The 23,780-nt window shown below is 44.8% G+C and carries 14 protein-coding genes and 1 pseudogene; 3 read left to right on the top strand and 12 right to left on the bottom strand.

Going from position 1 to position 23,780, the window contains the following annotated elements; all coding sequences use genetic code 11:
• From L696_RS0100990 to L696_RS0100970, 5 genes and pseudogenes are all read right to left on the bottom strand, one after another.
• Nucleotides 1–825: pseudogene (locus L696_RS0100990) on the bottom strand (DNA/RNA helicase); the annotation flags it as partial.
• Nucleotides 826–1,024: 199 nt separating this feature from the next.
• A complete protein-coding gene (locus L696_RS0100985; protein ID WP_245233260.1) occupies nt 1,025–1,462 on the bottom strand; it encodes a hypothetical protein in 438 nt (145 codons plus the stop codon).
• Between the two features lie 92 nt (nt 1,463–1,554).
• Nucleotides 1,555–2,277 (bottom strand): response regulator, encoded by a 723-nt coding sequence (locus L696_RS0100980; RefSeq protein WP_007432713.1) that lies wholly within the window; start codon nt 2,275–2,277, stop codon nt 1,555–1,557.
• 4 nt (nt 2,278–2,281) lie between these two features.
• Nucleotides 2,282–3,442, bottom strand: a complete 1,161-nt coding sequence (locus L696_RS0100975; RefSeq protein WP_025681980.1) for a sensor histidine kinase — start codon at nt 3,440–3,442, stop codon at nt 2,282–2,284.
• Nucleotides 3,443–3,489: 47 nt separating this feature from the next.
• A complete protein-coding gene (locus L696_RS0100970; RefSeq protein WP_025681979.1) occupies nt 3,490–6,207 on the bottom strand; it encodes a stalk domain-containing protein in 2,718 nt (905 codons plus the stop codon).
• Between the two features lie 274 nt (nt 6,208–6,481).
• Here L696_RS0100970 and L696_RS0100965 point away from each other — a divergent pair, with 274 nt between their 5' ends.
• Genes L696_RS0100965 through L696_RS0100955 form a run of 3 tightly spaced genes read left to right on the top strand, consistent with a single transcriptional unit; the run spans nt 6,482 to nt 11,962 of the window.
• Nucleotides 6,482–7,891, top strand: a complete 1,410-nt coding sequence (locus L696_RS0100965; protein WP_025681978.1) for an efflux RND transporter periplasmic adaptor subunit — start codon at nt 6,482–6,484, stop codon at nt 7,889–7,891.
• Nucleotides 7,888–11,004 carry an efflux RND transporter permease subunit gene (locus L696_RS0100960; protein ID WP_025681977.1) on the top strand — a complete coding sequence of 1,039 codons (3,117 nt, stop codon included), beginning with the start codon at nt 7,888–7,890 and terminating at the stop codon, nt 11,002–11,004. The genes L696_RS0100965 and L696_RS0100960 overlap by 4 nt, the downstream gene beginning before the upstream one ends.
• Nucleotides 11,005–11,056: 52 nt before the next feature.
• Entirely contained in the window at nt 11,057–11,962 is a 906-nt protein-coding gene (locus L696_RS0100955; RefSeq protein WP_025681976.1) for a TetR/AcrR family transcriptional regulator, read from the top strand.
• Between the two features lie 124 nt (nt 11,963–12,086).
• On the opposite strand, the gene metK is transcribed toward L696_RS0100955, so the two are convergent.
• The 7 genes from metK to L696_RS0100920 form a co-directional block, all read right to left on the bottom strand.
• Nucleotides 12,087–13,289, bottom strand: coding sequence for a methionine adenosyltransferase (gene metK / locus L696_RS0100950; RefSeq protein ID WP_025681975.1), 1,203 nt, complete (start codon nt 13,287–13,289; stop codon nt 12,087–12,089).
• 327 nt (nt 13,290–13,616) lie between these two features.
• Nucleotides 13,617–13,907, bottom strand: a complete 291-nt coding sequence (locus L696_RS0100945; protein WP_025681974.1) for an alpha/beta-type small acid-soluble spore protein — start codon at nt 13,905–13,907, stop codon at nt 13,617–13,619.
• Nucleotides 13,908–14,033: 126 nt separating this feature from the next.
• Nucleotides 14,034–14,618 carry a hypothetical protein gene (locus L696_RS0100940; protein WP_025681973.1) on the bottom strand — a complete coding sequence of 195 codons (585 nt, stop codon included), beginning with the start codon at nt 14,616–14,618 and terminating at the stop codon, nt 14,034–14,036.
• 55 nt (nt 14,619–14,673) lie between these two features.
• A complete protein-coding gene (locus tag L696_RS0100935) occupies nt 14,674–16,209 on the bottom strand; it encodes a stalk domain-containing protein (RefSeq protein WP_025681972.1) in 1,536 nt (511 codons plus the stop codon).
• Nucleotides 16,210–16,308: 99 nt separating this feature from the next.
• Entirely contained in the window at nt 16,309–18,681 is a 2,373-nt protein-coding gene (locus L696_RS0100930; protein WP_025681971.1) for a copper amine oxidase N-terminal domain-containing protein, read from the bottom strand.
• 542 nt (nt 18,682–19,223) lie between these two features.
• Nucleotides 19,224–20,570: an efflux RND transporter periplasmic adaptor subunit gene (locus L696_RS0100925; RefSeq protein WP_025681970.1), complete on the bottom strand. Its 1,347-nt coding sequence runs from the start codon at nt 20,568–20,570 to the stop codon at nt 19,224–19,226.
• A gap of 19 nt (nt 20,571–20,589) precedes the next feature.
• A complete protein-coding gene (locus L696_RS0100920; RefSeq protein WP_025681969.1) occupies nt 20,590–23,727 on the bottom strand; it encodes an efflux RND transporter permease subunit in 3,138 nt (1,045 codons plus the stop codon).
• Nucleotides 23,728–23,780: the final 53 nt, after the last annotated feature.

Below are 23,780 nucleotides of genomic sequence, written 5' to 3'. Positions count from 1 at the left end.
CGTGCGCGGCACGGCGGGTTTCGCTGCACCGCGCAGCAGCAGCGAGCACTCACGGCTGCGCCCCAGCGCAAGACACGTCTCGCAGTAGGCGCACGCCTCGCGCCCGCACGATGCACAGCTCGTGCGGTACATCGTCCCGCTGCCGCAACGGTTGCAGCGGAGATCACTCGTAGCGGGCCTACGCGCATGTGGTGCAAGGCCAGCAGCAAAGCTAAGTCGACCTTGTAGGTACGCGAGCTGCGCAGCCAAGCGCCAAACGCGCTCCAATCCTGGTGCCACCTCAGCCAGCAACGCTTCAGCTTCCAGAACAAGCAACTGGCGTCCTGACAGCAAATCAGCCAGCACATCCGCTTGTCGTGCCACGCGCTCCATATCCAATTTTTCAATTTCACTGTTGGAATGCCTTGTTTGCCTGAGGTACGATACTCCTGCTATACTCCGTTCCTCACTCCCTCCCTCATACATCATGCTGCTGCTTGGATGAAACAGTTGCCCCTCCCAAATGCAAATAGCATTGATCCCTCCGGTTAAATGTTGCTCTACGTCACCAGACTCTGAAATCAGTTCATCCTTTAGCTGTGCGAGAACATATTGCCACCATTGCCTCCTTGTCCATCGCTTCATGTCCGTTGATCCCTTGAACACTTCACACAGCTTTACGCCCCAAGACAACGGAAGCTCTCGCCCCAGTACCACCCATTTTTCGACAGCATTCTCCTGTCCCTTGTTCCCTTTCAACCACCATGTCATATCTACTCGAATATCCACGGATAAGCGGATATCCCATTTCCCTCTATACCTGACCACATATACCGCAATTTTCATTTGGTACCCTTCCACTTCTCATGTGTTTATTTTCCTCTTTCTAACAACAAAAAAGCAAAAAAGCACACTTCCATGGCCCATAGCCTGAAGTGTGCTTCACATCATTCGGATTTCAGTGAAATCCCTTTTATCTTGCATATGCAATTCCTTATAAACATTTATAACCGGTTTCGACCGTAATGTCCACCATACTTTGTCATTAACGAACAAGTGGAGCATCCACCAACGGGTTGGCTGTTCTGAGGTCAATAACAACCTGATTTTCACCGCCTAACTTCGGTAAAACCGGGTTTCCCGGTGAAAAACGATATGAAATGACCGAAACATCCATATGGCTGTAACGCACCATCCGTGTAAGGATCGGCAGTGTATCATCCACGGATTCATCATCCAGTACCGTCACATGCAGCGGCCTCCGACGTAACCAGGCAAGTATGCTCAATGAACGCATCACCCACTCCACACGTTCTCCGTCATTAGAAGTAATGACAATATAACGGGTCGGCCGTTGATCCGAAGATAACGCGCGCACATCGTCGCCATTGCGATAGGCTTGAACCGCCTGCCGTATATACATAAGATGCACGACTGCGGCTCCCAGACCATATATAAGCGATATCCAAACCAAATGAGCCATCACGAAGGTTCCACCTCCTCCTATAGCGACAATATATGCCGTATAACAGGAAGAGGTGTCACGGTTATGTACTGGGTTTCAAAGACTACACTTTACAGCGTAACCCATCCGTATTTGATGGAATTAATAACCGCTTGTGTCCGGTCATCAACCTCCATTTTTTGCAAAATACTGCTGACATGGTTTTTGACCGTTTTTTCACTAATGAATAAATATTCACCGATCATCTTGTTGCTCTTGCCTTCAGCCATTAAGCGCAGCACTTCAGCCTCACGACGGGTCAGCGGGTTATTTTCGCCTGCGACGAACTTCACGCCAGCTTCCTTCGTATGACCTTCAGCCATAGCCCCGGTTTCATTCAGATACGTCATCCGGCGGAGCTGCTGAATGAGCTTACCCGTTACCTTCGGATGAATAAACGCATACCCTTCATGCACAGAGCGAATCGCATTAATGAGGGACTCGGCCTCCATATCCTTTAACAGGTAGCCATTAGCCCCCTTGCGCAACGTCTCGAATACATAGCTTTCATCATCATGAATGGACAAAATGATAACTTTGACATCCGGGAACATCTCGCGCAGCTTCTCCGTTGCCTCCACACCGTTTTCAATAGGCATATTAATGTCCATTAAAACGATATCCGGCTTCTCTACATTACAGAATTCCAACACCTGAATACCATCGCCACATTCTCCGATGACCTCAATGTCGTCCTCCATATTCAAAATACGTTTAAGCCCTTCACGGAACAACTGATGATCGTCCGCCAAGAGAACTTTAATGGGTGCGTTACTAATTTCCTGATTTTCCATGTTGTTACTCCTTTCCCTTTTCCACGTTGGTTGGGATATGAATCACTATCTTGGTGCCTTGATTCTCAGCTGATTCGATTTCCATTCTCCCCTCGAGCAGTTCAACCCTTTCCCGCATACCAATCAGACCAAAATGTCCATGATCTTTGCTTTTCTGCTGAAAAAGCTCTGGCTTAAAGCCCAGACCATTATCCTGCACCACGATTTTTACAAGCTGCGCCTGATAGGTAATCTCAACAAGCACATAGGTAGGATAAGCATGCTTGGCAACGTTGGTCAAAGCTTCTTGGATCAGACGGTAAATGGCTGCTTCCATCGCGGAAGAGAGACGATGTTCCTTGCCCCTTGTTTCAAAAAGCGCTCTAATCTTCGTTTTTTCCTCAAAATCCTGTACATATTTTCGGAGCGTCGGAATAAGTCCTAAGTCATCCAGGGCCATAGGACGCAAATTAAAAATAACCTTTCGCATTTCCTCAAGACTGGAGCGAACCTGTTTCTTCAAGTCTACTATTTCGTCCTGAACCATCTTGAATTCCTGCTTGGCGATCATTCTTTCCACAATTTCCGTCCTAAGTACTAGATGCGCAAGAAGCTGTGCAGGTCCGTCATGAATTTCACGGGATATCCGCTTACGCTCCTCTTCCTGGGCTAAAATAATTTTCAGACCAATAAATTGCCGGTTTTTGGCCGATTCAATGATCCGCGTCACTTGTCCCAACTCACCCGACAAGTATTCCAGCACGACGCCCATCTGCGAACCGATGGTTTCGGCCCGCTCGACAGAGTCCTCAACACTTTTAGCCCGCTTTTGAAGATCATCTCTTCTGGCCTTGAGATACATTTCCTTCTCGCGAAAGATCATCACATCGAGCTGAAGCTGTGTTGCTTTCTCGTAAGCCTGCTTGATATCCTCTTCCGAATAGCGGACAAAGTCACGGCTGACCTCAGTCAGCCGGATACGGGACCGCCGATAGTTCATTTCCAGCTGGTCCACCTTTTCAATCGTTTCCGCCGTTTCCTTCAGGACGCTCTGGAGTTCCTGATTTAACGTGACCAGCTCGGTCCGGGCCGTGTCCAAAATTTCGAACATCTGATATTTGCTGTTCTCCATCACCTGGATGGCATTCTTAATGACTCGGTCTATGATATCGGCTTGAAAGTCCACAAATGTTCTACTCCAATCCTAGCATTTCAAGTATATATCATACCATATCATGACTGGAGGGTGATGGTCTTCGTTTCTTGTTCCCATTTTACAGTCATTCCTAACTGCTCAGACACGAGTCTTAACGGGACTAAAGTCCTACCATCTAACACAATGGGTGCTACATCCGTGCTCTGACGTTTGCCGTTCAGGACGACTTCTTTCTTGCCTACTGTTAAATCCATCAGCACACCGCCACGCATAATCGTAATCCGCTGATCGCCTGCGTTCCACTTGGCTTGCCCGCCAAAAGCATCCAGCACGTACTTGATCGGCACATACGTTGAGCCGTCACGAGTCATCGGAGCAGCATCAATCGTCGTTGACGTCCCGTTCACGGTCATTGACTTTTGTCCGATTGTCATTTGAGCCGTTCCTTTTTTGAGTCCTTCGGTTCCGACCGTTCCCGGTGTATTAAAAGAAATATTATCAAAAGCGACATTGCCCGTTTTAGCACGCTCATCCTGACCTTCGGCCACATTGACTACATACAGGCGCTTGAGCTTCGCCGGATATGAAATATTCAAACTGCTCATGTCTGCGTTAATGGTTTTCCAGCCATTCCAGTCGATCACTTTGGCAAGGTCAATATATGCCGTTTTGCCCTGGGCATCTTCCAGCTCGGCGCGCAACCAGTTCAGACTCTTATCTCCTCTAACATCAATCGAGATGGATGTAGCCGCTTGTTCAAGCGTTTTGCCGGTTGTACCGTTCAGTTGGGCATAGGCATACATTTTACCACTACCGTTCGTCATGTCGTAGTTCAGCTCAAGCACTTTAGAATTGGCATGGTCGCCATCTCCTTGTACAACAGCCGCTGTGCCGGTAACGCCTTCCACATTCGAAGTAAAATCAACCGGATACGAAACATTTTCGAAGTTCTCCCAGTTGTTTGTGCTAGCCCCGCCAGAAGACAGGAAGACGACCGCGCTGAAACCATCGTAGCGACCGATGGCATAGCCCGTTTTCACACCCGCATCCACCGTATTTACCGTAAGCTGATTGTCCTTAACACTTCCCTTAAAGCCGATGAACTCCCATTTGAGCGCATCTGACGAAATGCTGACGCTCTGGCCATCTTTCGTCTTTGCAGTTACCGGTACCTCGATTTTAGCACCTGCCGTAAGCGATCCTGTCCCACTGCCTGCGGTAAGTGATGAGATTTCATTTGCTCCCAAGACAGTAACCTTGGTCGTAGCACTAGCTGAGCCACTGGACGCCGTCAACGTAGCTGTTCCTGGTTTCGACCCCTTCACAACCCCGCCACTCACCGATATCACGGACGGGTTGCTCGATTTCCATGTCACTTGTACATTTGAGGTATCGAACGGATTGTAGTAGGTGTCATAGCCTTTAAAAGAATAGCTTCCGGTCTGACCAATAAGCAGCGTTTTATTGCCTTTAATCGTGAAGCCTTTGAGCGTCCCTTTAGGCGCACTGGTGTACACACCCACACCGTTTACGACGCTCCGTTGCTCCGTACCGTATTCCGTATTGAACGTAAGCCCCACTGTCGTATCTCCTAAATCACGGGTCACCATTGTGGTGGAGCCACCGCCATCCAGATTCATACCCTTCCAGACACCAATATCTTTCATCAGCGTTTGCAGCTCACTCAGGGATACGCCAACGCTGTTCCCGTTCTTCTCAACGGCAATGACATAAGCGTAACGCTTGTCACGGGAATATCCCAAAGCCGTGCGCGCCCGCGTCCCGCCTATGCTCGTTGTACTGCGGGAAAAGGAAGTTTTCTGACCGTCATTCACCAATATGGTGTGTCCGCCAATCATCATCTGGAGATTGGAAGGGTCCACCTCACTCCCTGTCGATTTGACACGAAGATGATAGCTGGTTTCTATCGTTTGTCCTACTGTCAGGTGGGCTTTGACATAATCGGCCGCTTTGCCGTGAGTACGTAAAATATAGCCGTCCTGCGGCACAGTCATATTCAACGTAGCATTGTTGGAAATTTGCGTAACCACACCATTCTGCACCAATACCTCGGTAGGCGTTGTTGAGCTGTTTTTCGGCCGCTCAATTGCTTTCCAGGCAGATGTATAAATATACATTGCATTGGAATGGCTGTAGCTGCTTCCGCTCGTTTCAGGCGAATACGAAGCCTTATTCATCCCCGCTAAGGGGAAAGTTGATCCATCCCCGGCTTTTACTGTGCCTTCAAAGGTGAACTGCTCCACCATTGGGGAACCGTCCTTGGTTACTGCAAAAGCATACATCCCCGTTAAATCGGACGGAGTAGACATCAATACCCCCTTCGATACTTGTCCACCAATCGGGGCACCCTCGCTGGAGGTATTAAAATAATCTCCGTTCACACCAGCGACTGCTCCGGTTTCTTTTGCCATACCGCCTGTGCTTTGACGGGTTGTGAACTGCCCATTTTTCCCGGTCATAACATCCAGCTTGACGTATGGATTTTGCAAGTCTACCCGGACGATATCAGCTAACGCTGTTCCCTTGGAGCCTTTAAAACGATATTTCATCAATGTTGCACCGGAAGTAATAATTTCTTCCCCCAACTTTACAGTTGAACCGGAAGCTGCACTCGCAATCGGCGCAGATATCCAGCCGTTTAACGGAATTAGAGCGCCTGTTCCGGCAACGGGTCCAACCCACAATACTCCCGCCAGTGTCAAAACAGCCCATCTTTTAACGATCCCTCTGCCATCTACTTTCTCATTGCCTTGTTTCCTATTACCTAAAAACATATGGATGATAACTCTCCCATCTTCATTGTATTCAAACGGACTTTTCCGATCACGTACTCTAAACTCTATCAAATAAACAAAAAAAGCCTCTTATGTTAATAGACTTATTATAAAGGCAAAAGTTACGAAAATTCTATCAACTATTTCATACAACACAAACTATAAATTGACGAATGCATAATTAGCACACTATAATACACATGAACTAATAAGTTCAAATAATACTACCCAGTTCAGGCCTAATGTTATGAACCCATCAGGAGGATCGATAATCATGAATAAAAAACGAACAATCAGCATACTTACCCTATCCCTGAGCATCGCGATCGCTGGATGTTCTGCCGGGAAGGAGGATGCCTCTCTAAGCTCTGCTGCACAGCCAGTCGCTGTGCGTACCGCAATCGTCAAATCCTCTCCGCTCCATACTGCCTATAACTTGTCAGGCACGCTTCAGGCTTATGAGGAAAACACACTGGCTTTTCAAAATGGAGGCACTGTAGCCAGTGCATCTCTCTCTGTCGGCACTGCTGTACAGAAGGGCGCCGTTATTGCTCGTTTGGATGACACTGACTACAAGCTTCAGGTTGAGCAGGCCGCAGCCTCGATTCAAGAGGCTCAGGCAGGTATAGATAACGCACAGGCTAACCTTCAGGCCGCTGCCTCTGCGATTCAATCCGCCGATGCCGGCATTACAGGTGCTCGCGCGAATGTCAACAAGGTCAATAAAGGCGCACGTGCTCAAGAAAAGCAACAAGCGCAAGCTACTGTAGATAAGGCACAAAGCGCTTATAATAAGGCCAAGACGGATAGCGAGCGTACACAGAAGCTGTTTGAGGCAGGCGCTGCTTCCGCGTCGGATAACGAAAATGCCCGCCTGAATGCTACCGCAGCCCTGAAAGATCTGGAACAGGCCAAAGACTCCCTTTCCCTCCTGCTGGAAGGAGCAACGACAGAAGACCACCAATCCGCTCAGGCTTCCTTTCAGGATGCGCTTGCTGGAAGATCTAAAGCCCTTGCAGCCAGTGAACAGGCTGCCGCTTCCAAAAAACAAGCCAGTGCCAATTACGAAAAGGCACTCGTCGCTAAGGGTCAGGCAGAACTTGCACTTTCACGCACCCGTCTAATCTCTCCTGTGAACGGCGTCATTTTAGATAAGATCGTGAATACAGGTGATTTAGTCGCTTCTGGCCAAGCAGTCTATCGCATAGGCTCCATTGATCGACTCAAGGTTCTGCTTCCGGTACCGGACAGCGAAATCAGAGATTGGAAGAAGGGGCAACAGGTCAGTGTCATGTTGTACGAGGAAACCCGTCAAGGCACAGTATCCAACGTTTATCCATCAACGAGTACCAATACAGGTAGGGTTAATGTAGAGATTGTCATTTCCAATCCGCAAAGAAACTGGTTACCCGGTCAGGTCATTAAAGCTGCTCATCAGGTAACAGACAAGAACGGCATTCTCATTCCGGCCGAAGCGGTCATTAACACAGGAAGCAAGCCTTTTATTTTCAAAGATGTCCAAGGAAAAGCTGTTAAAACTCCAGTGGAGCTTGGCAATCAGGTCGTAGAAAATCAGCTTCAAATTGTATCCGGCCTTCGTGAAGGCGAACGTATTGTCATTAAAGGGGCAGAAACCCTGTTTGATGGAAATGCGATTCAGTCGGGGGAAGGCGGACGCCCATGATTGAGTATATCGTAAAAAAACGAAAAATTACGTTGCTGTTTTTTGTCATGCTGATCTTAGTCGGAATCTTCAGTTTTTTCCAGTTACCGCAGCAGGAGATGCCGGATGTCACAATACAGAATGCTATGGTAACAACAGTCTACCCTGGTGCTTCACCACAAAAAGTAGAACAAACCGTAACCAAAGAGTTGGAGAAACGCATCAAGGAAGTGGAAGGCGTTAAAACGATTAATTCGACTTCTGGTAACGGATTCTCCTCTATTTTAATCGAATCCAAAGATGGAGTTGATCCCCAAACGGTTTGGGACAATATGCGTAAAAAGGTGCAGGATGCACAAGCCGATCTCCCTGATGGCGCTGAAACACCTGTTGTGAATGATAAGCTGACCAGCTCGTTTATCGGCTCCTATGCCTTGATCGCTGACTCTGTCGCACCGCTGTATCAACTCAATGATATGACTACAAGCTGGAAAGATCAGCTTAATACCATATCTGGCGTATCCAGTGTCAAATTCAGAGGTCTTCCTGATCAAGAGGTACGAGTCCATATCGACAATCAGAAGCTTCAGCAATACCAGCTGTCCTGGGGGCAAGTTGCGCAGGCGATCCAGTCTCAGATTGACCGGGTCCCCACCGGGGATATTGAATACAACGGGCGCACCTATCAGCTCATTGTCCGGGAAACAGAAAAGGCCAACGAGTTAGATCAGGTCATTCTGACACGCACCAAGGAAGGGAACCCTGTTTACCTACGAGATGTAGGTACGACTGAGCTGGCACATTCCAAAGCAGGCTACTTTGCTTACATAAATGGTAAACCAGCCATTACACTAAGCATTGGAGCAGAAACAGGCACCGATATCCCGTCGATGAGCGAGAAGGTTAATACCAAGCTGAAAGAGCTGGAAAAGACACTCCCCGCTGGCGTTCACTTTGAAACTCTTTTTGCACAAAAAGATCAGGTAACTCATATCTTCGACGATTTAAAACGTGAAACGATTCTCGCGATTGCGGCCGTTATTCTCGTTTGTATGCTGGGCTTGAATTTGCTAACCTCTGCTTTTGTCGCGCTGGCGATTCCTATTTCGGTTTCGATCGCCATTATCTTTTTGCCCATGTTCGGCATTACACTCAATCAAATTTCCGTTGTCGGCCTGATTATCGTACTTGGTATACTCGTCGATGACGCGGTAGTCGTAAATGACAATATCGAGCGCAGACTTACGGAATTAGGCGAATCTCCCTCCGTTGCGGCAGTAAAAGGCACCAAAGAGGTGATGCTTTCCATTTTAGTTGCTACACTGGCTACCATCTCAGCCTTCGCTCCACTATTATTTCTTCCAGGGAATGTAGGTGCATTTATTAAACCGATTCCAGCCATTGTTTCCCTGACTATGCTTGCCTCTATGATCATGTCGCTCACCATTATTCCTATTTTTCGAGAATGGTATGAGAAACGCAGACAGGCTCGTCGCCCTCAGGGAAAACCTAAACCACCTGGCTTGTTAGGTCATCAGATTCAATCTTTAAATAAGCTCTATTCACAAAAGTTAATACCCAAAGTAATTCAGCGTCCTTTGCTGACCGCAATGATTGGACTCATGCTCGGGACGGCTGCATATGGACTGGTCGCTTTCACAAGGGTTGAATTGTTTCCAGAATCGGAAGATCCTCACGTCGCATTAAATGTAAAAATGCCTGTGGGCACTTCGATCGCGGAAACAGACCAGGTAGTCAAAGACATTGCAGGTTGGGTAAGAAAACAACCCGAAACCTCTAACGTAACCTACAGCGCTGGAGGAACAGCTCCGCAGTTGTTTAGTGACATTAGCAGCGGCGGCGGTGATAGTAGCGACAACGAGATTGTCGGTCAGATCGCTGTTGTCGGCAAAGAGGATGTATTTGATCTCAATACGACAGTCGATGCCTGGGAACAGCACATTAAAAAGTCCTACCCTGGAGTTACGGTTACGATGTATGTTCCCCGTCTGGGAATTCCTGTGGGTAAGCCCGTCTCTATCCGTATTTCAGGCCAGGACCTGAATGAGCTGCAAACCCTTGCCCAAAAAGCAAAGGAACAGATCGCCACAGTAAATGGAACAACGGGAATCGTGGATGATATAGGGATTGAGCGATATGCGCTGGAACTTGAGGTCAACAAGCAGGCCATGGATCAGTACCTCGTGAGCTACACTGATTTGACCCGTACACTTCTTCTATTAAAAGAAGGAGCCCAAGTTAGCCAATTTGATACGGGAAACGGTCTGGTAGATATCAAACTGTATTTGAATCATATTGACGAGGAGCCAAGCACGCTTTTCCAACAATTAAGTGTAATAAATACTGCTGGTGAGCAGATTCCATTAAACCAGCTCGTACAGATCAAGCCTACATTTGCTATTCAGCAAATCAAGCATTACAATATGGAACGGACGATTACGGTAGAAGCCGATCTGAATGGAAGAACGGCTAGCGAAGCGATGGTAGATGTTGAAAGTAAACTGGCACAAATGAAGTTCCCTGAGGGCTACAAATGGGAGGTGGGCGGAGAAACCTCCGATCAATCCACCATCTTCGGCGATTTAGGACAGCTGGCAATTGTTGTGGTCTTGCTCATTTTACTCTTAATCACCATGCAATTTTATTCTCTTTCCATTCCTATTATTATTATGACGACAGTGTACCTGGCAGCAGCAGGTGGAATTATCGGTATTTTTCTGACAGGTATGCCTATCGGGTTTATGAGCATCATGGGAATTATCGCACTGGCGGGAATTGTAGTGCGAAACGGAATTGTGTTAATCGAGTTCATCGAGGATGCCCGGCATGAGGGAATGGAGCTGAAAGAAGCTGTGATACAAGCAGCCACTGCCCGTTTCAGACCCATCTTACTGACTTCTCTGGCAGCAATTGTAGGTATGATTCCGTTAGCCCTACTGGGTAGCCTGCTCTTTAAGCCACTGGCGTTTACTGTCATTTTCGGATTGTTATTCTCGACGTTGTTAACCCTGTTTGTAGTGCCGTCATTGTATATGATCATGGCCAAGTACAAAATGCGCCGTCAACTCAAAAAACAGCAGCACACGGTTATCACACACGATCAACCTTTGTAGTTGCATGCAGAGAAATACACACTGTCGGATTGAACCCTAGGGGGAAATATGTATGGAAAGCAAAAAAAATGATATTTTACAGGCAGCCATTCGGCTATTCTCCAGAAAAGGCTACTATTCAACATCTGTTGAAGAGATTGCCAAAGAAAGCGGGATGGCGAAGGCATCCTTTTATAAATATTTTCAAGGAAAAGAAGAGCTTCCTTTGGAAATGTGTATCATTCTGGAGAATAATATTGAACAAGACATTCGGGCACTTTACAGCAAGCCTGACCTTACTAAAGAAGCTAAGCTGCACGATTTTATCGTACTCTATTTGAAAAACCTCGTTGAAAACAAAGTGTATCTCATGATGGATCTTCCTGAGCCGTCCATGCTTATTTTTCAAAACGAGCAACTCAATGGCGCCTTCGAGCAACATGAATATAAGCTGTACAAATGGGTACGTGAGTGCATGATTGACGTTTTTGGACCGGAGATTGAAGATCACGCATGGGATATAACCTTTGTGCTCAAGAGTGTTGTATTTGAATACATTCGCTTCTTTGCGGATCGAATGAATGATGAAACGGTTGAGCAGCTTGCGCAATTCATCATCTTCTTATCCCATTCCTTGGTAGCCAACCTGAATAGTGGTGAATCCGCCCCTCATTTGTTCTGGAGCAAGCAGGGCTGGTTACCTGAAAGTACTCTAAGCAATCCCTTTGATCAAGGCCGCCAGATTAACGGCCTTCTCCACTCTCTGGAAGACAGTATACTGCTGTCTTCATGGAGTTCAAAGGAAGAAAAGCAGGAGTACCTGCAAATTGCCGCCTTATTAAAAGAAGAAGCTTTGAAGGCGAATCCCCAAACAGGTCTTTTAAAAGCTCTGTTTTCATATTTGGAACAGCGTAAGGATCTGCAAAAGGTCTGTCATTTGCTCAAAAAGCTGTTGAATCTTGCACCCCCAACGGAGTAGAAGTTAGCAATACATCACAGCAATTTTCAACTTAACTTGTAAGACACATCAAAAAAGACTGCTCATGTAAATCATGAGACAGTCTTTTTTTGGTTATAGCTTGTATTTGATAAGATATGAGAAATTATAGACCCGCTTGCGATCTCAGAGCTTCAGCTTTGTCTACGCTCTCCCATGGCACATCCAGATCTGTACGGCCAAAGTGACCGTAAGCAGCCGTTTGCTTGTAGATTGGACGACGCAGGTTTAGCATTCGAATGATACCTGTTGGGCGAAGATCAAAATTGTTACGAATCAGTTCAACGATTTTCTCATCGCCTACTTTACCCGTACCGTATGTATCGACGCTAATCGAAACCGGCGTAGCTACACCAATAGCATAGGCAAGCTGAATTTCTACTTTATCTGCCAATCCGGCTGCAACAAGGTTTTTCGCTACATAACGGGCAGCGTAAGCAGCGGAACGGTCTACTTTGGTCGGATCCTTACCCGAGAATGCTCCCCCGCCATGACGTGCATAACCGCCATACGTATCAACAATAATTTTGCGGCCTGTCAGACCTGCATCCCCTTGAGGTCCGCCAATAACAAAGCGCCCTGTAGGATTAATGTAATACTTGGTTTGCTCGTCCAGCAATTCCGCAGGAACAACTGGCAAAATAACCTTTTCCTTGATATCTGCCTGAATTTGCTCTAATGTAGTATCTTCTGCATGCTGTGTAGAAACTACAATGGCATCAATACGAACTGGTTTGCCATTTTCATACTCTACCGTTACTTGCGTTTTACCATCCGGGCGAAGGTATTTTAGTGTACCATCCTTGCGCACTTCAGCCAAACGACGTGCAATACGGTGAGACATCGCGATTGGCAACGGCATCAGCTCAGGTGTTTCATTCGTGGCAAAACCAAACATCAGCCCTTGATCGCCTGCACCAATGTTTTCCGTTTCTTTATCTACTTCAGCAGGATCACGGCTTTCCAGGGCAGCGTTAACCCCTTGAGCGATATCCGGCGATTGTTCATTCAAAGAAGTCAATACAGCGCAAGTATTATAATCAAAGCCGTATTTCGCACGTGTATAGCCAATTTCCTTAATCGTATTGCGTACAATGGATGGAATATCCACGTATTCCGATTTGGAGCTGATTTCACCAATGACGAGAACAAGACCAGTAGCTACCGATACTTCACACGCTACCCGTGCATTAGGGTCATTAGCCAAAAAGGCGTCCAATACAGCGTCAGAAATCTGATCACAGATTTTATCCGGATGACCTTCTGTTACGGACTCAGACGTAAACAAATGACGACCTTTTACAGACATGAATTTCAACCTCCCACAATTAAAATACATGAGGATTTATATAAAATCCTGACATGGCAATGGCATTATTCAGACACTCTCACGTCAACATGTGACAGAAAATGACTGCTATACCTAATTAACAAAAAATGAACCTTTTCCGGTAGGAAAAGGTTGCGTACAAGCCTCAAATGCCATGATATCCTATTTAAAACGAGGTGTCAATTCATATCGCCCAATTACAAAAGGCGAAGCTAAGGCAAATGGATAAGAACTAATTTCTGATCCAAAATGAAAATAGCCTTTTTTTAAAAAATTGTACCTCAAAATCAGTAAAATTATTGCAGCTTACAAGGTACCCAATTCAGACAAGCTGCGTTCGGCAGATTGTACCAATCGCTTGGTAATTTCGCCGCCCACAGAGCCATTCTGTCTTGAAGTCAAATCGCGCCACTCCACATTTGCGCTTCCTTTAAATTCGCCCAACTCCGCAGCAAACTCACTGTCTGCACTAGGAATTACATGTGCATATTGGGGATTATAAACAGGAAGCCCAAACTCAGCAGCAATTTCATACTTCAAATCATGTAATCTGGCACGGCTTTCGGGAATCAATCGTCTCTGACCTCTTGACGCCATCGTACACACCTCCATCAATTGTATTTTCTTTCATGAAGTTAGTGTGCAGCGTTTGGAGCCAGATTAGCCAAGAACAATTTACTATCCCAAGCAGTATTTACGAAAAAGAACATTCCAGTATACAACCTATTGGAGAGTGTAACCGCCACGTACCATGACGACCAGGCCAAACTTCTGGCCTTCCTTTACCTGAATACCTCTTCCTTCTCTAGGAAAGGATAGTAAATGATTTTTCTCAACCGCTTGATTATGAACAATTTCCGTTCCGGAAGTGATATCAATAGCTCCACTGGCATCCATACTATAAACAACAGCATACCCGTTACGTAAAATAAATTCCGATCCAGCTTTGGCAATCAGCTTTTGACCAGGTTTTACATCAACAACCTTCAATTCCCCGGTCTGTTCCACAGCTGTGGAAGCTTTGCCTGAGCTAGAAGCTCCAGATGTCGTGGCGTTAGAAGTAGCGTTTGTGGTAGAAGAGGCTGCTGAACTAGTTGTCTTACTAGTACTGGTATTGGTTGTCGTTCCACCTTTGAGAGCCTGAGCAATTTTTTGATCAACATAGCTTTTGGTTACAACCGGATCGTCAGCTGTTCCTGGTTGCCCAGAGCTGGAGGCTCCATTAACCGAGTTGTTCATTAAGGAGCCTGCAACTATCCCTCCTCCAAGCAAAACTGCTGCCAGCGATACTTTGTAGCGTGGTTTCATGTAAATCCTCCTACAGCACGTTAATGCATTGTGAAAATACTTTTGTATTCTAGTATTATTGGCCTGCTCCAGAAGCTGCACCTTGTAAAACCCATGGTTTTTCATAAGCCATCTTCAATGTATCAATACTTGTAACCAGATCTTCAGCTTGCTGTTCAGCAGTAGTCACTTTCAGATTAGCCTCATAAACCTGAAGCTCAGTAGCCAAGCCAACATCAAATTGCTTTTTAGCCATATCGGCTGCACTTCTAGCGCTTACCAAGCCAGCTTGAATTTGAGAATATTGACTTTCCAATCCTTTAATGTTGTTGTAAAGCGTTCTTACAGCTTCTTCAAGCTGTCTCTTCGTGCCCTCTGTAGCATACTGAGCCTTCTCTACATTAAGCTGTTCAGCCTCGTATGGTGTGTTTCCTGGTGTACTAAAATTGTAGAGCTTCAAGCTCAATTCAGCTAAATCTACTTTTTGTTCACTTAACCAAATAGCAGTGCTGCTAGTAAGTACTTGGCTCACCTTAGTTTCCACATTATCTTTAAACTCAGAATAGACAGGCTTATCCTTCAATTCGTAACGTTGTTCTGGTTTATAGCCAATCATTTGATTCAAAGATACATATGCACTATCCAGATCTTTTTTAGCCTTGTCTAAAGCAGCTTGATTCTGAGTCAACTGATTGGTTGCTTGTGTCACCTCATAATCACTCGACATTTGATTATCTCTTTTAATTTGTGCAACTTTAAGCTTGCGCTCAGCATCTTCAATATTCATAGCAGCCAGCTTAACGGCATTTTGCTTTTGAAGAAGCTTGTTATAAAGATCCTTCACGTTGTATTGAATACCTTCCTTAGTCATGTCTAAATTCTTTTTTGCAGCCTCGTAGTTAAGGTTGGTTTGGGCATATCCTTTAAAAGCTTTATCTTGTCCTTCATCACCGGCTTCTGCAGGAACAAAGTCGATATTCTTACCTGCTTCTTTCATAATTTTCCCAGATTGATCAATATTCGTTTCTGCTGTTTTAACTGTGGTACTATCAGCTATAGCAAGTTTAACTGCATCATCATAGGTCAAAGAATCATTATAGTAGGTATCATAAGTAACTTTAGTCACAGGAGCTGTGAAAGGCTTACTGGACAAACTATTATTTTCACCAGTAGTACTTCCATCAACTTGATTTGAAATGGTCACTGTTCGTGTAGTCTTATCCCAATTTACTTTGGCGCCTAATGATTGGCTCACAAAGCGTAAAGGAACGAGTACTTGACCCTTCTGGATTTGAGTAGCTACATCCAGTTGTACAGGAGCACTGTTTTTATATGCAAGCTTAGAACCCACATTCAAAGTCAATGTATCCTCATTTTTAGATGCCGTTACTCTTTTGGCTTTGCTATCCCAATCCACTTGCGCTCCCAGGCTTTCGAAAACTCCACGAAGAGGTACCAAGGTTGTATTTTGACTAACAACAGGAGCTTGCGTATATTGCTGGGTTACACCGTTAATAATAACTTTTATATCACCTGCTTGAGCTCCCGCAAGATTGGCAAATGCAGAAGAAAGAACCAATGTGGAAAGTACCGCCACTCCAAAACGTTTCATAATTTCTCTCCTTTGTCAATATGACTAATAAAAGAAAAGGGCTCCAAAAGGAACCCTCTTCTCATCTAATTCAGTTAACTCAAAAGAGTTGCTCTTAAATTAGTTGTTGTTTTCAACAGTTACTGTTTTCGCAGTTGCATCATAGTTGATGGATGCATCCAGCGCTCTGCTCACCCAGAAGATAGGCAGTACAGTACGGTTTTTGTTAGTTACAGCTTTAACGTCCATACGAACCACAGAACCATTGATAGTCAACAGGTTAGTGTTCAGTTTGATCTGAGCAACGCGGTCACCTTTAATCAGGGTAACTGTGGAAGTTGCTTTGTCAAACAGGATGTTTTGTGGGGATACACCCAGAGCTTCAGCTGCATAACGTACTGGCAAGTAAGTGCGTCCGTTTTCAGCATAAGCAGCTACATCAGCTGTTTTAGATTCGCCGTTCACTGTGTAAGCAGTGCTTCCCAGTGTAAATACAGCTTTGGATTTAGTAGCACCTGGAGCTGGAGTTCCAACAGTTGCGATTGCTACTTCAGCAGCAGCAGTGTTGTTGTCTTTCCAGTTTTGAGTGTTGTCAGTTGCACCTTTGTATGCAGTGTAAGAAACAGCGCTACCTTTCAGCTTAGCAACGATGTCGCCTTGAGCTACAGTACGGTCAACAGTCAGCTTAGGAGCTGAGATTGTGATTGTACTTGGTGTAGCACTTTCGCTGTCGATGTAGAAGCTCAGACGGCCTTTGTTGCTATCGCCGTAAGTATCAGTAGATACGCTCTTCACTTTAACGTCACCAGCTGTTACTTTAACATCTGGAGTAGAAGCAAAGCGTACGCCTGTTGGCAATTCCAAGATTACTTCACGGCTACCGTCTTTCTTAACGAAAGCTTCTTTAGCTGCTTCAGTAATTGTGATGTCGCCAATTTGTTGTTCGCCCAGACCGATTGTCAGGGTTGGTTTGGATGCAGCAGCCAAAGTAACAGCTTGCTTCACAGTTGCAACCTTAACAGTACCGCTCAGACCTTGGCTACCAGCAACATCAACGTTCAGGTCGCCAGAGAAACCTGGTTGTGTAGCAACTTCAACGTTTTTCAGTTTCAAAGTACCTGGATCTTTAGTGCTGTTAGCGTTGTTGAAAGTCAATTTCAAAGTACGTTTGTCAGAGTCAGTATAGGAAACCTCTGCTCCACCCAAACCGTTAGTGTTCTCCATAGAACCGGAGAAGTTACTTCCAGGGTTATTACTTTCAAAAGTTGACTGCCAACGAGCACCTTCAGGCAGACGCAAAGTTACAGTACGTCCTTTTACAAAGGAACCAGCAACAGTCTCTTTAATTGTAACATCACCAATTTTTTGCTCATCATGACCAGCAAGAATTGTTGATGGAGTAGCAACGGAAACGCCACCACCGATTTGACCATAGCTACCAACTACAAGGGAGCTAACGTCAGTCGTTGCATTACCAGTGATACTAACAGTAACATCGCCCTCTTTAGCACTGTTTTCATCATCCACATAGAATCCTACAGGCAATTGGAAAGAAGTTTGGTCATCACTTACTTTTTTCAAAGACAAAGTAAGCGTATCGCCATCAGTAGAATAATTCACATCTTCTGGCTTAATTGCTTTGTCTGTCTTAGAAGTATACAAAATAGTGGCTGGCTTCTTAGGAGCGGAGTCCCATTTGAAACCGCTAGGCAATTTCAATTTAATGTTGTTGGTACCCAAAGAACCAGCAGTTTCTTCTTTAACTTTCAAAGTTGCAGTAAAGTTTTCTTCACTGGAAACAGTATCAGCAGCAGACAAAGATACTTGACCGGAAGAAACTACGTTTGCAATTGTCGCTTCGCCGCTAGTAAAACCACTTGCGGAAGCTGCATCAAAAGTAGCTTTTACAGGTCCGTTGCTAGGTCCGTTAACATTAATTTTACCAAAGTTCAGATAAAGATCAACGCTATCTTTAGAGTTAGTAAAGTTGAAAGTCACTCTTGCAGAGTTATCAGTGAGCTTCTCTACAGTCAAACCTTCACCCGGAACGTATCCAGTTTCTGCACGAGCTGCAGCATCATCATTGTTATCGCCTGGATCAACGTAAACGCCCAAACCATAAGTAGAATCAATAGCAGTAGGAACAACTTTAGGGTCAGTAGCAAATTCAAAGCCTTTAGGCAATGTAACAGTGAAGGATTCACCTTTACCAACAGAAGCTTGGCTTACGTTAACTTTTACTCTACCCAAAGTAGTGTTTGTAGTTTGACTTGAACCAATGCTAGGAGTATTAACAGCAGAATAGCTAGAAGCTGCATGAACTGCAGTTGGTGCAGTCAGTGCTGCGATTGGAGCTGCAACACCAGCAACCAATGTTGCTGTTGCCAGCACGTTGATCATTTTTTTATTAAACTTTGTCATAACCTTTTTTTCTCCTCCTTGAATATAACCAGAAATATTATTTTTGTCTTTTTGTCGGATCTTGTCACTCATCAGTCGTTACACCTCCTTTCCGAGCTTTATGAGAACCCTTATAAAATGATATCTGTGACAATATCACAGAAGCTTGGAATCTAGTTGAAAGAAAGCGTCCATTTATGACGTACTCCAGTATTATACAATGTGATAACAATGCAGTAAAGAATTTTTTTAGCGAATTATGTCTTTACGCTTTTGTACCCCTTTGTTTCATACTCACCCAATTAGACGTAGCATGGGTTCAAAAAGTTGCGTCCGTTTCAAAAAAAAAATTTATTTTTTTTGAATATGTATTCCGCTTTCCACAGTCATAATTATACTATTGAACCTGTTCCTCCGTCATCCTACAACTTTTACCTTATCAACCTTAAATGTACAAGGATTATTTTCGTACATTTAAGTCGGTCTTTAATGGAGTATATTCGTTAAGAATTACCCATAGAATATATAAAGCACATAAAGTCTATAGATTCCCTTGAAATCTAATACTCTAATACACTTTAAGTAGTAGGAATGACGGAGTAACAGTGATTTACTGTACATATAGCCGAGACAAATTACTTGACTACATTAATCTTCGCACCATCCGTAAGGAGACTTACTCCCTTAACGACGACATTTTGCCCCTCAGCAAGCCCCTTGGTTACTTCAACCTGTTTGGCACTTTCCTGACCTGTTTGCACTTCTACCCGCTTAGCCACAGTTCCTTCCACTACATAGGCATACTTTTTCCCTGCCTGCTCCGTAATGGCATCCTGCGATACCAAAATGTTTTTAGGAGCTTCTGATTTCATGTATACAGTTACAACCATCCCTGATTTTAATTCACCTGAACCATTAGGAACCGAAACCTCGACAGGATATGCCTTGAGATCATTATCCATTACCGGATTGACGGCCGATACTCTGGCTTCAATTCGCTTATCTAACGAGTCCACACCTACAGTCACAGATGAACCCACCTGTAGCTTAAGAAGCTCAGATTCAGAAACGTTAACTTTAGCAATAATAGGATCGGTATTCGCTATTGTAGCAACCGCTGATTGTGCACTAACCATTTGCCCCTGGGTTCCTGTTACTACCGATATCGTGCCGGAAATCGGAGCTTTGACTACAGCATCCACCAGTTGACTACGTGCTGTGTCTAAACTGGACTTAGCTTGATTGACAGAAGCACGCGCTACGTCAATGCCCGTTTTCTGTTGTGCAAGACGCAATGATTTTAGAGCATTATTATATGTTGTTTGTGCACTTTCCTTGGACGTTTGGGCATTGTGAAGTGTGATCTGTGCATTCTCCACCGCAGTTAAAGCCCTTCTATGCGCTATTTGAGACTGCTCTAAATCAGATTGAGAAAGAGCGCCCGCACTAAACAACTGTTGGTTGCGATTAAGCGTATTTTGAGCATCACGCACGGAACTTTGAGCATCTACCAGAGCGGTCTGAGCTTGGGTAATGGTATTGTCTTGCTGAACAAGCGCGCTTTTGGCTTGATCCACACTAGACTCTGCCTGTTGTACAGATTGCGCTGCGCCAGACTCAGCCTGCTTTAAATTGGCCAAGGCAACTTGGTACGATTCCTGAGATTGCTTAATCGCGTCCTGCAAATCCTTTTGGTCTATAGTAAATAGTGTGTCGCCTTTGCTTACTTTTTGCCCCACTGTAAGATTAATACTTTGAATCTTACCACTAATTTTAGGAGACACCTGAGCCGTCTCTTTGGGAGCAAAGCTTCCAATAATACCTGTTGAATCGTTAATGCTGCCTTTGGCCACCTTTGCCACTTGGACCGGAATGGCTTGCTGCGCCGCAGTTGGTGCGGCAGGGGCCTCCCCCCCACCGCAACCCGCTAATGCAACTGATAAAAGCAAAGTTGTAGCAATCAGAGCACTTTTTTTATTCATTATGTTTCTCCACCTCACCTTATATATGAATACTTTTTTGTAGTTTCGCTTCTTTTTTCAATTCTCTTTTCGCTTGTCTTTTTAATTTCCGATTCTTACGTTTTTGTATCATATTATCCATGATGACGTAGACTACCGGAATAAGAATCAATGTAATAACAGCTGCGAAGGATAACCCGAATACAACAACAACTGCCATCGGTGCTTGTGTCTCGTTACCACTGCCTGTAGCAAATGCCATTGGGAGCAAAGCTAGTACAGTAGCCAGCGTTGTCATCAAAATCGGACGCAACCGCTCAGACGCTCCATGAATAATAGCTTCATCTCGATCTTCGCCTTCTTTTCGAAGCTGAATAATGAAATCAATCATAACAATAGCATTGTTGACGACCAAACCGACGAGCATGATGTAACCTGTCAAAGCTGAAACACTGAGACTCGCCCCGGTTACAGCTAAACCGATAAGCACACCAATTACCGTAGGTGGAACGGAAAACATAATAACAAACGGTGTAAGCATCGATTCGAACTGTCCTGCCATAACCATATAAATGAGCACGACAGATAGCAAAATAGCTATCGCTAAGTTCATAAAAGACTCCAGCATTTGTTCATTTTGTCCACCACTCGTATCTGCACTGTAGCCTTCAGGGAAGTGAGTACTCTTCAAAAGAGCATCTATTTTTTGGTTAATGGTAACGATGTCCCCTGTTCCGTCTATGTCAGCAGTAATTTGCACTTGACGCGTCTGATCTTGACGACTAACAGTGTCGGGAACGGCACGCTTATCTATACTTGCTACTGAGGACAAAGGTACATCAATTCCTTGTGGAGTGGTAATGCGTAAGGCATTCAAATAGGATAAATCATGGCGGTTTTGCTCTGGCAACGATATCTTCACATCAATCTGATCTTCACCTGTGCGATAGCTTGTGGCGACTGATCCATTAAAAGAAGTATTCACTGCAGACAAGATTTGGGTCGCTGATAAGCCATACCGACTAGCAAGCTCCCGATTAACGGTAATCTCATATTCTTCGCGAACCGCACTCAAGCTACTTTTCACATTGACCGTACCCGGTATTTTTTTCACGTCCGCAACGAGATTGTCCGAGAGTTCTCTCAGGACGTCAATATCGTCACCTTTTAGATTAATGTTAACAGCTGCTCCACTCGAAAGGCCTGTTGCAGACACCAGTGTAATCTCTGCATCAGGAATACTATCAAATTTTTTACGAAGGCCATCAACTATAACATCTGTTGCCTGATGCCCATCCTTCAGTGTTACGCTTAGATCTGCTGAGTTGGTTGGAGCTACCCCTGTATAGCTGGAAAGACCGCCAGAACCAACAGTCACTGTCATTTTATCTAGATCCGGAACTTTCAAAATTTCTTTTTCTATATCTTGAACAACCTTTTCCGTTTCTTCCAAGACTGTTCCATTAGGAAGTTTCACGTTAACTGTGAATTCCCCAGTATCCGATGCTGGGATAAATTCGGCCTTAACGAAAGGAATTAGAGCCCCAGCTGCCACAAACATTAATAAAGTAATGATTAAAACAGATTTTCTATGGTTAATTCCCCACTTCAATACACGGCGATACCCACCCTTAAATTTCTCGAAGCCAATATTAAACCACACAATAGGGTTAACACCCTTATAAGTACCTGATGAGTATATGGATTCATCTGGTACAGTAGGTAACCAACGCGAGCCGAGCATCGGCACAATCAGAAGAGATACGACCAAGGCTGCAATATGAGAAAAAATAACAGTTAACGCCAACGGTTTAAATAGAACTCCCGCAATTCCGTCAACAAAAACAACTGGTAAAAATACTACAATCTGTGCAAGTGCAGATGCCATAACCGCATTGCCCACTTGCTTGGAACCATCAATAGCCCCTTGTAGCATACTTTTCCCTTCATGTCTCTGCCTAAAAATATTCTCAATAATAACAACGGCAAAGTCGACAAAGGATCCTAACCCCAGAAGCAAACCGCTGAGTGAAATAATATTAATGGTTTGTCCGGTGAAATACATCATCATAAACGTTGCTACGAAAGAAATTGGAATAACGATAGTAGCAATAATGGTAGAACGTATACTATTCAAAAATAACAGCAACACAATGGCTGCAATAATAAGTCCCAATATAGCATGCTCTACTAATGAGTGTACGGAGTCGCTAATGGGTTTGGATGCATCTGTTACCATCTCCAATTGAGTTCCCGGAGGCAATTCCTTCCGTATCGAATCCAAACTATCCTTTACAGAATCGGCGATTGAAAGGGTATTTCCCCCTGTAGCTTTAGTAACAGAAATATTGATACTTGGCTTTCCGTTATAGGTAGAAATGGTTGTAACATCATCCAAGGAATCTTCAACTGTCGCGATGTCCTTTAATTTTACGCTTCCCTTTCCTACAGGGATTGGCGTTTCACCCATTTCTGAAACAGCTTTATATTCACCTTGAACCCGAAGCTGGATTTGTGTACTACCACGATATACAGAACCAGCAGAGCCAGCTACATTATTAGCCGATAGCGCTTGGCTGATTTGATCTAGCGTAATGCCATAGCTTTGAAGTTTGGCCTGATCTACAGTAATCTTCACAAGCCGAGCTTGCCCACCTGACATGTTGGCTGCAGCTACTCCGGAAATTCTTTCAAGCCGCGGCTCAATAATATCTTCAGCAATAGGCTTCAGTTTGTTAATATCCTGGTCACCTGTAAGAGAGAGAGTAATAACTGGCGTTGCGTTGAGATCGACTTTAAGGACACGTGGCGAATTTGCTGCATCCGGAAGAGAACCCCTAACCCCATCAACTTTATCCCGCATGTCGAGGGTCGCCTGGTTCATATCTACGCCCCAGTTAAATTGAATCATGACCATAGATGATCCTTCTGAGGACTCGGACGTAATCGTATCCACGTTCTCAATAGAAGCTAAACTTTTTTCAATAGGTTTGGTAACCAATTCCTCAACCTCTGTAGGCGTTGCATTTGGAATACTGGTCACCACCGCAGCGTATGGCAGCTTCATATCCGGCATCTGCTCGACAGGAAGCCTTAACGCAAAAATACCGCCCCCGATTAGCAAAGCAATAATTAACATAAATACTGTTACAGGACGGCGTATTGAAAACTGAGACATCTCATCACTCCCCACTCATTTCTCTATGTAATATTTAAGCACACTAATCCTCT

This window comes from Paenibacillus maysiensis (genome assembly GCF_000520815.1).
GTDB lineage: Bacteria > Bacillota > Bacilli > Paenibacillales > Paenibacillaceae > Paenibacillus > Paenibacillus maysiensis.
This window is presented reverse-complemented; position numbering and strand designations above follow the sequence as displayed.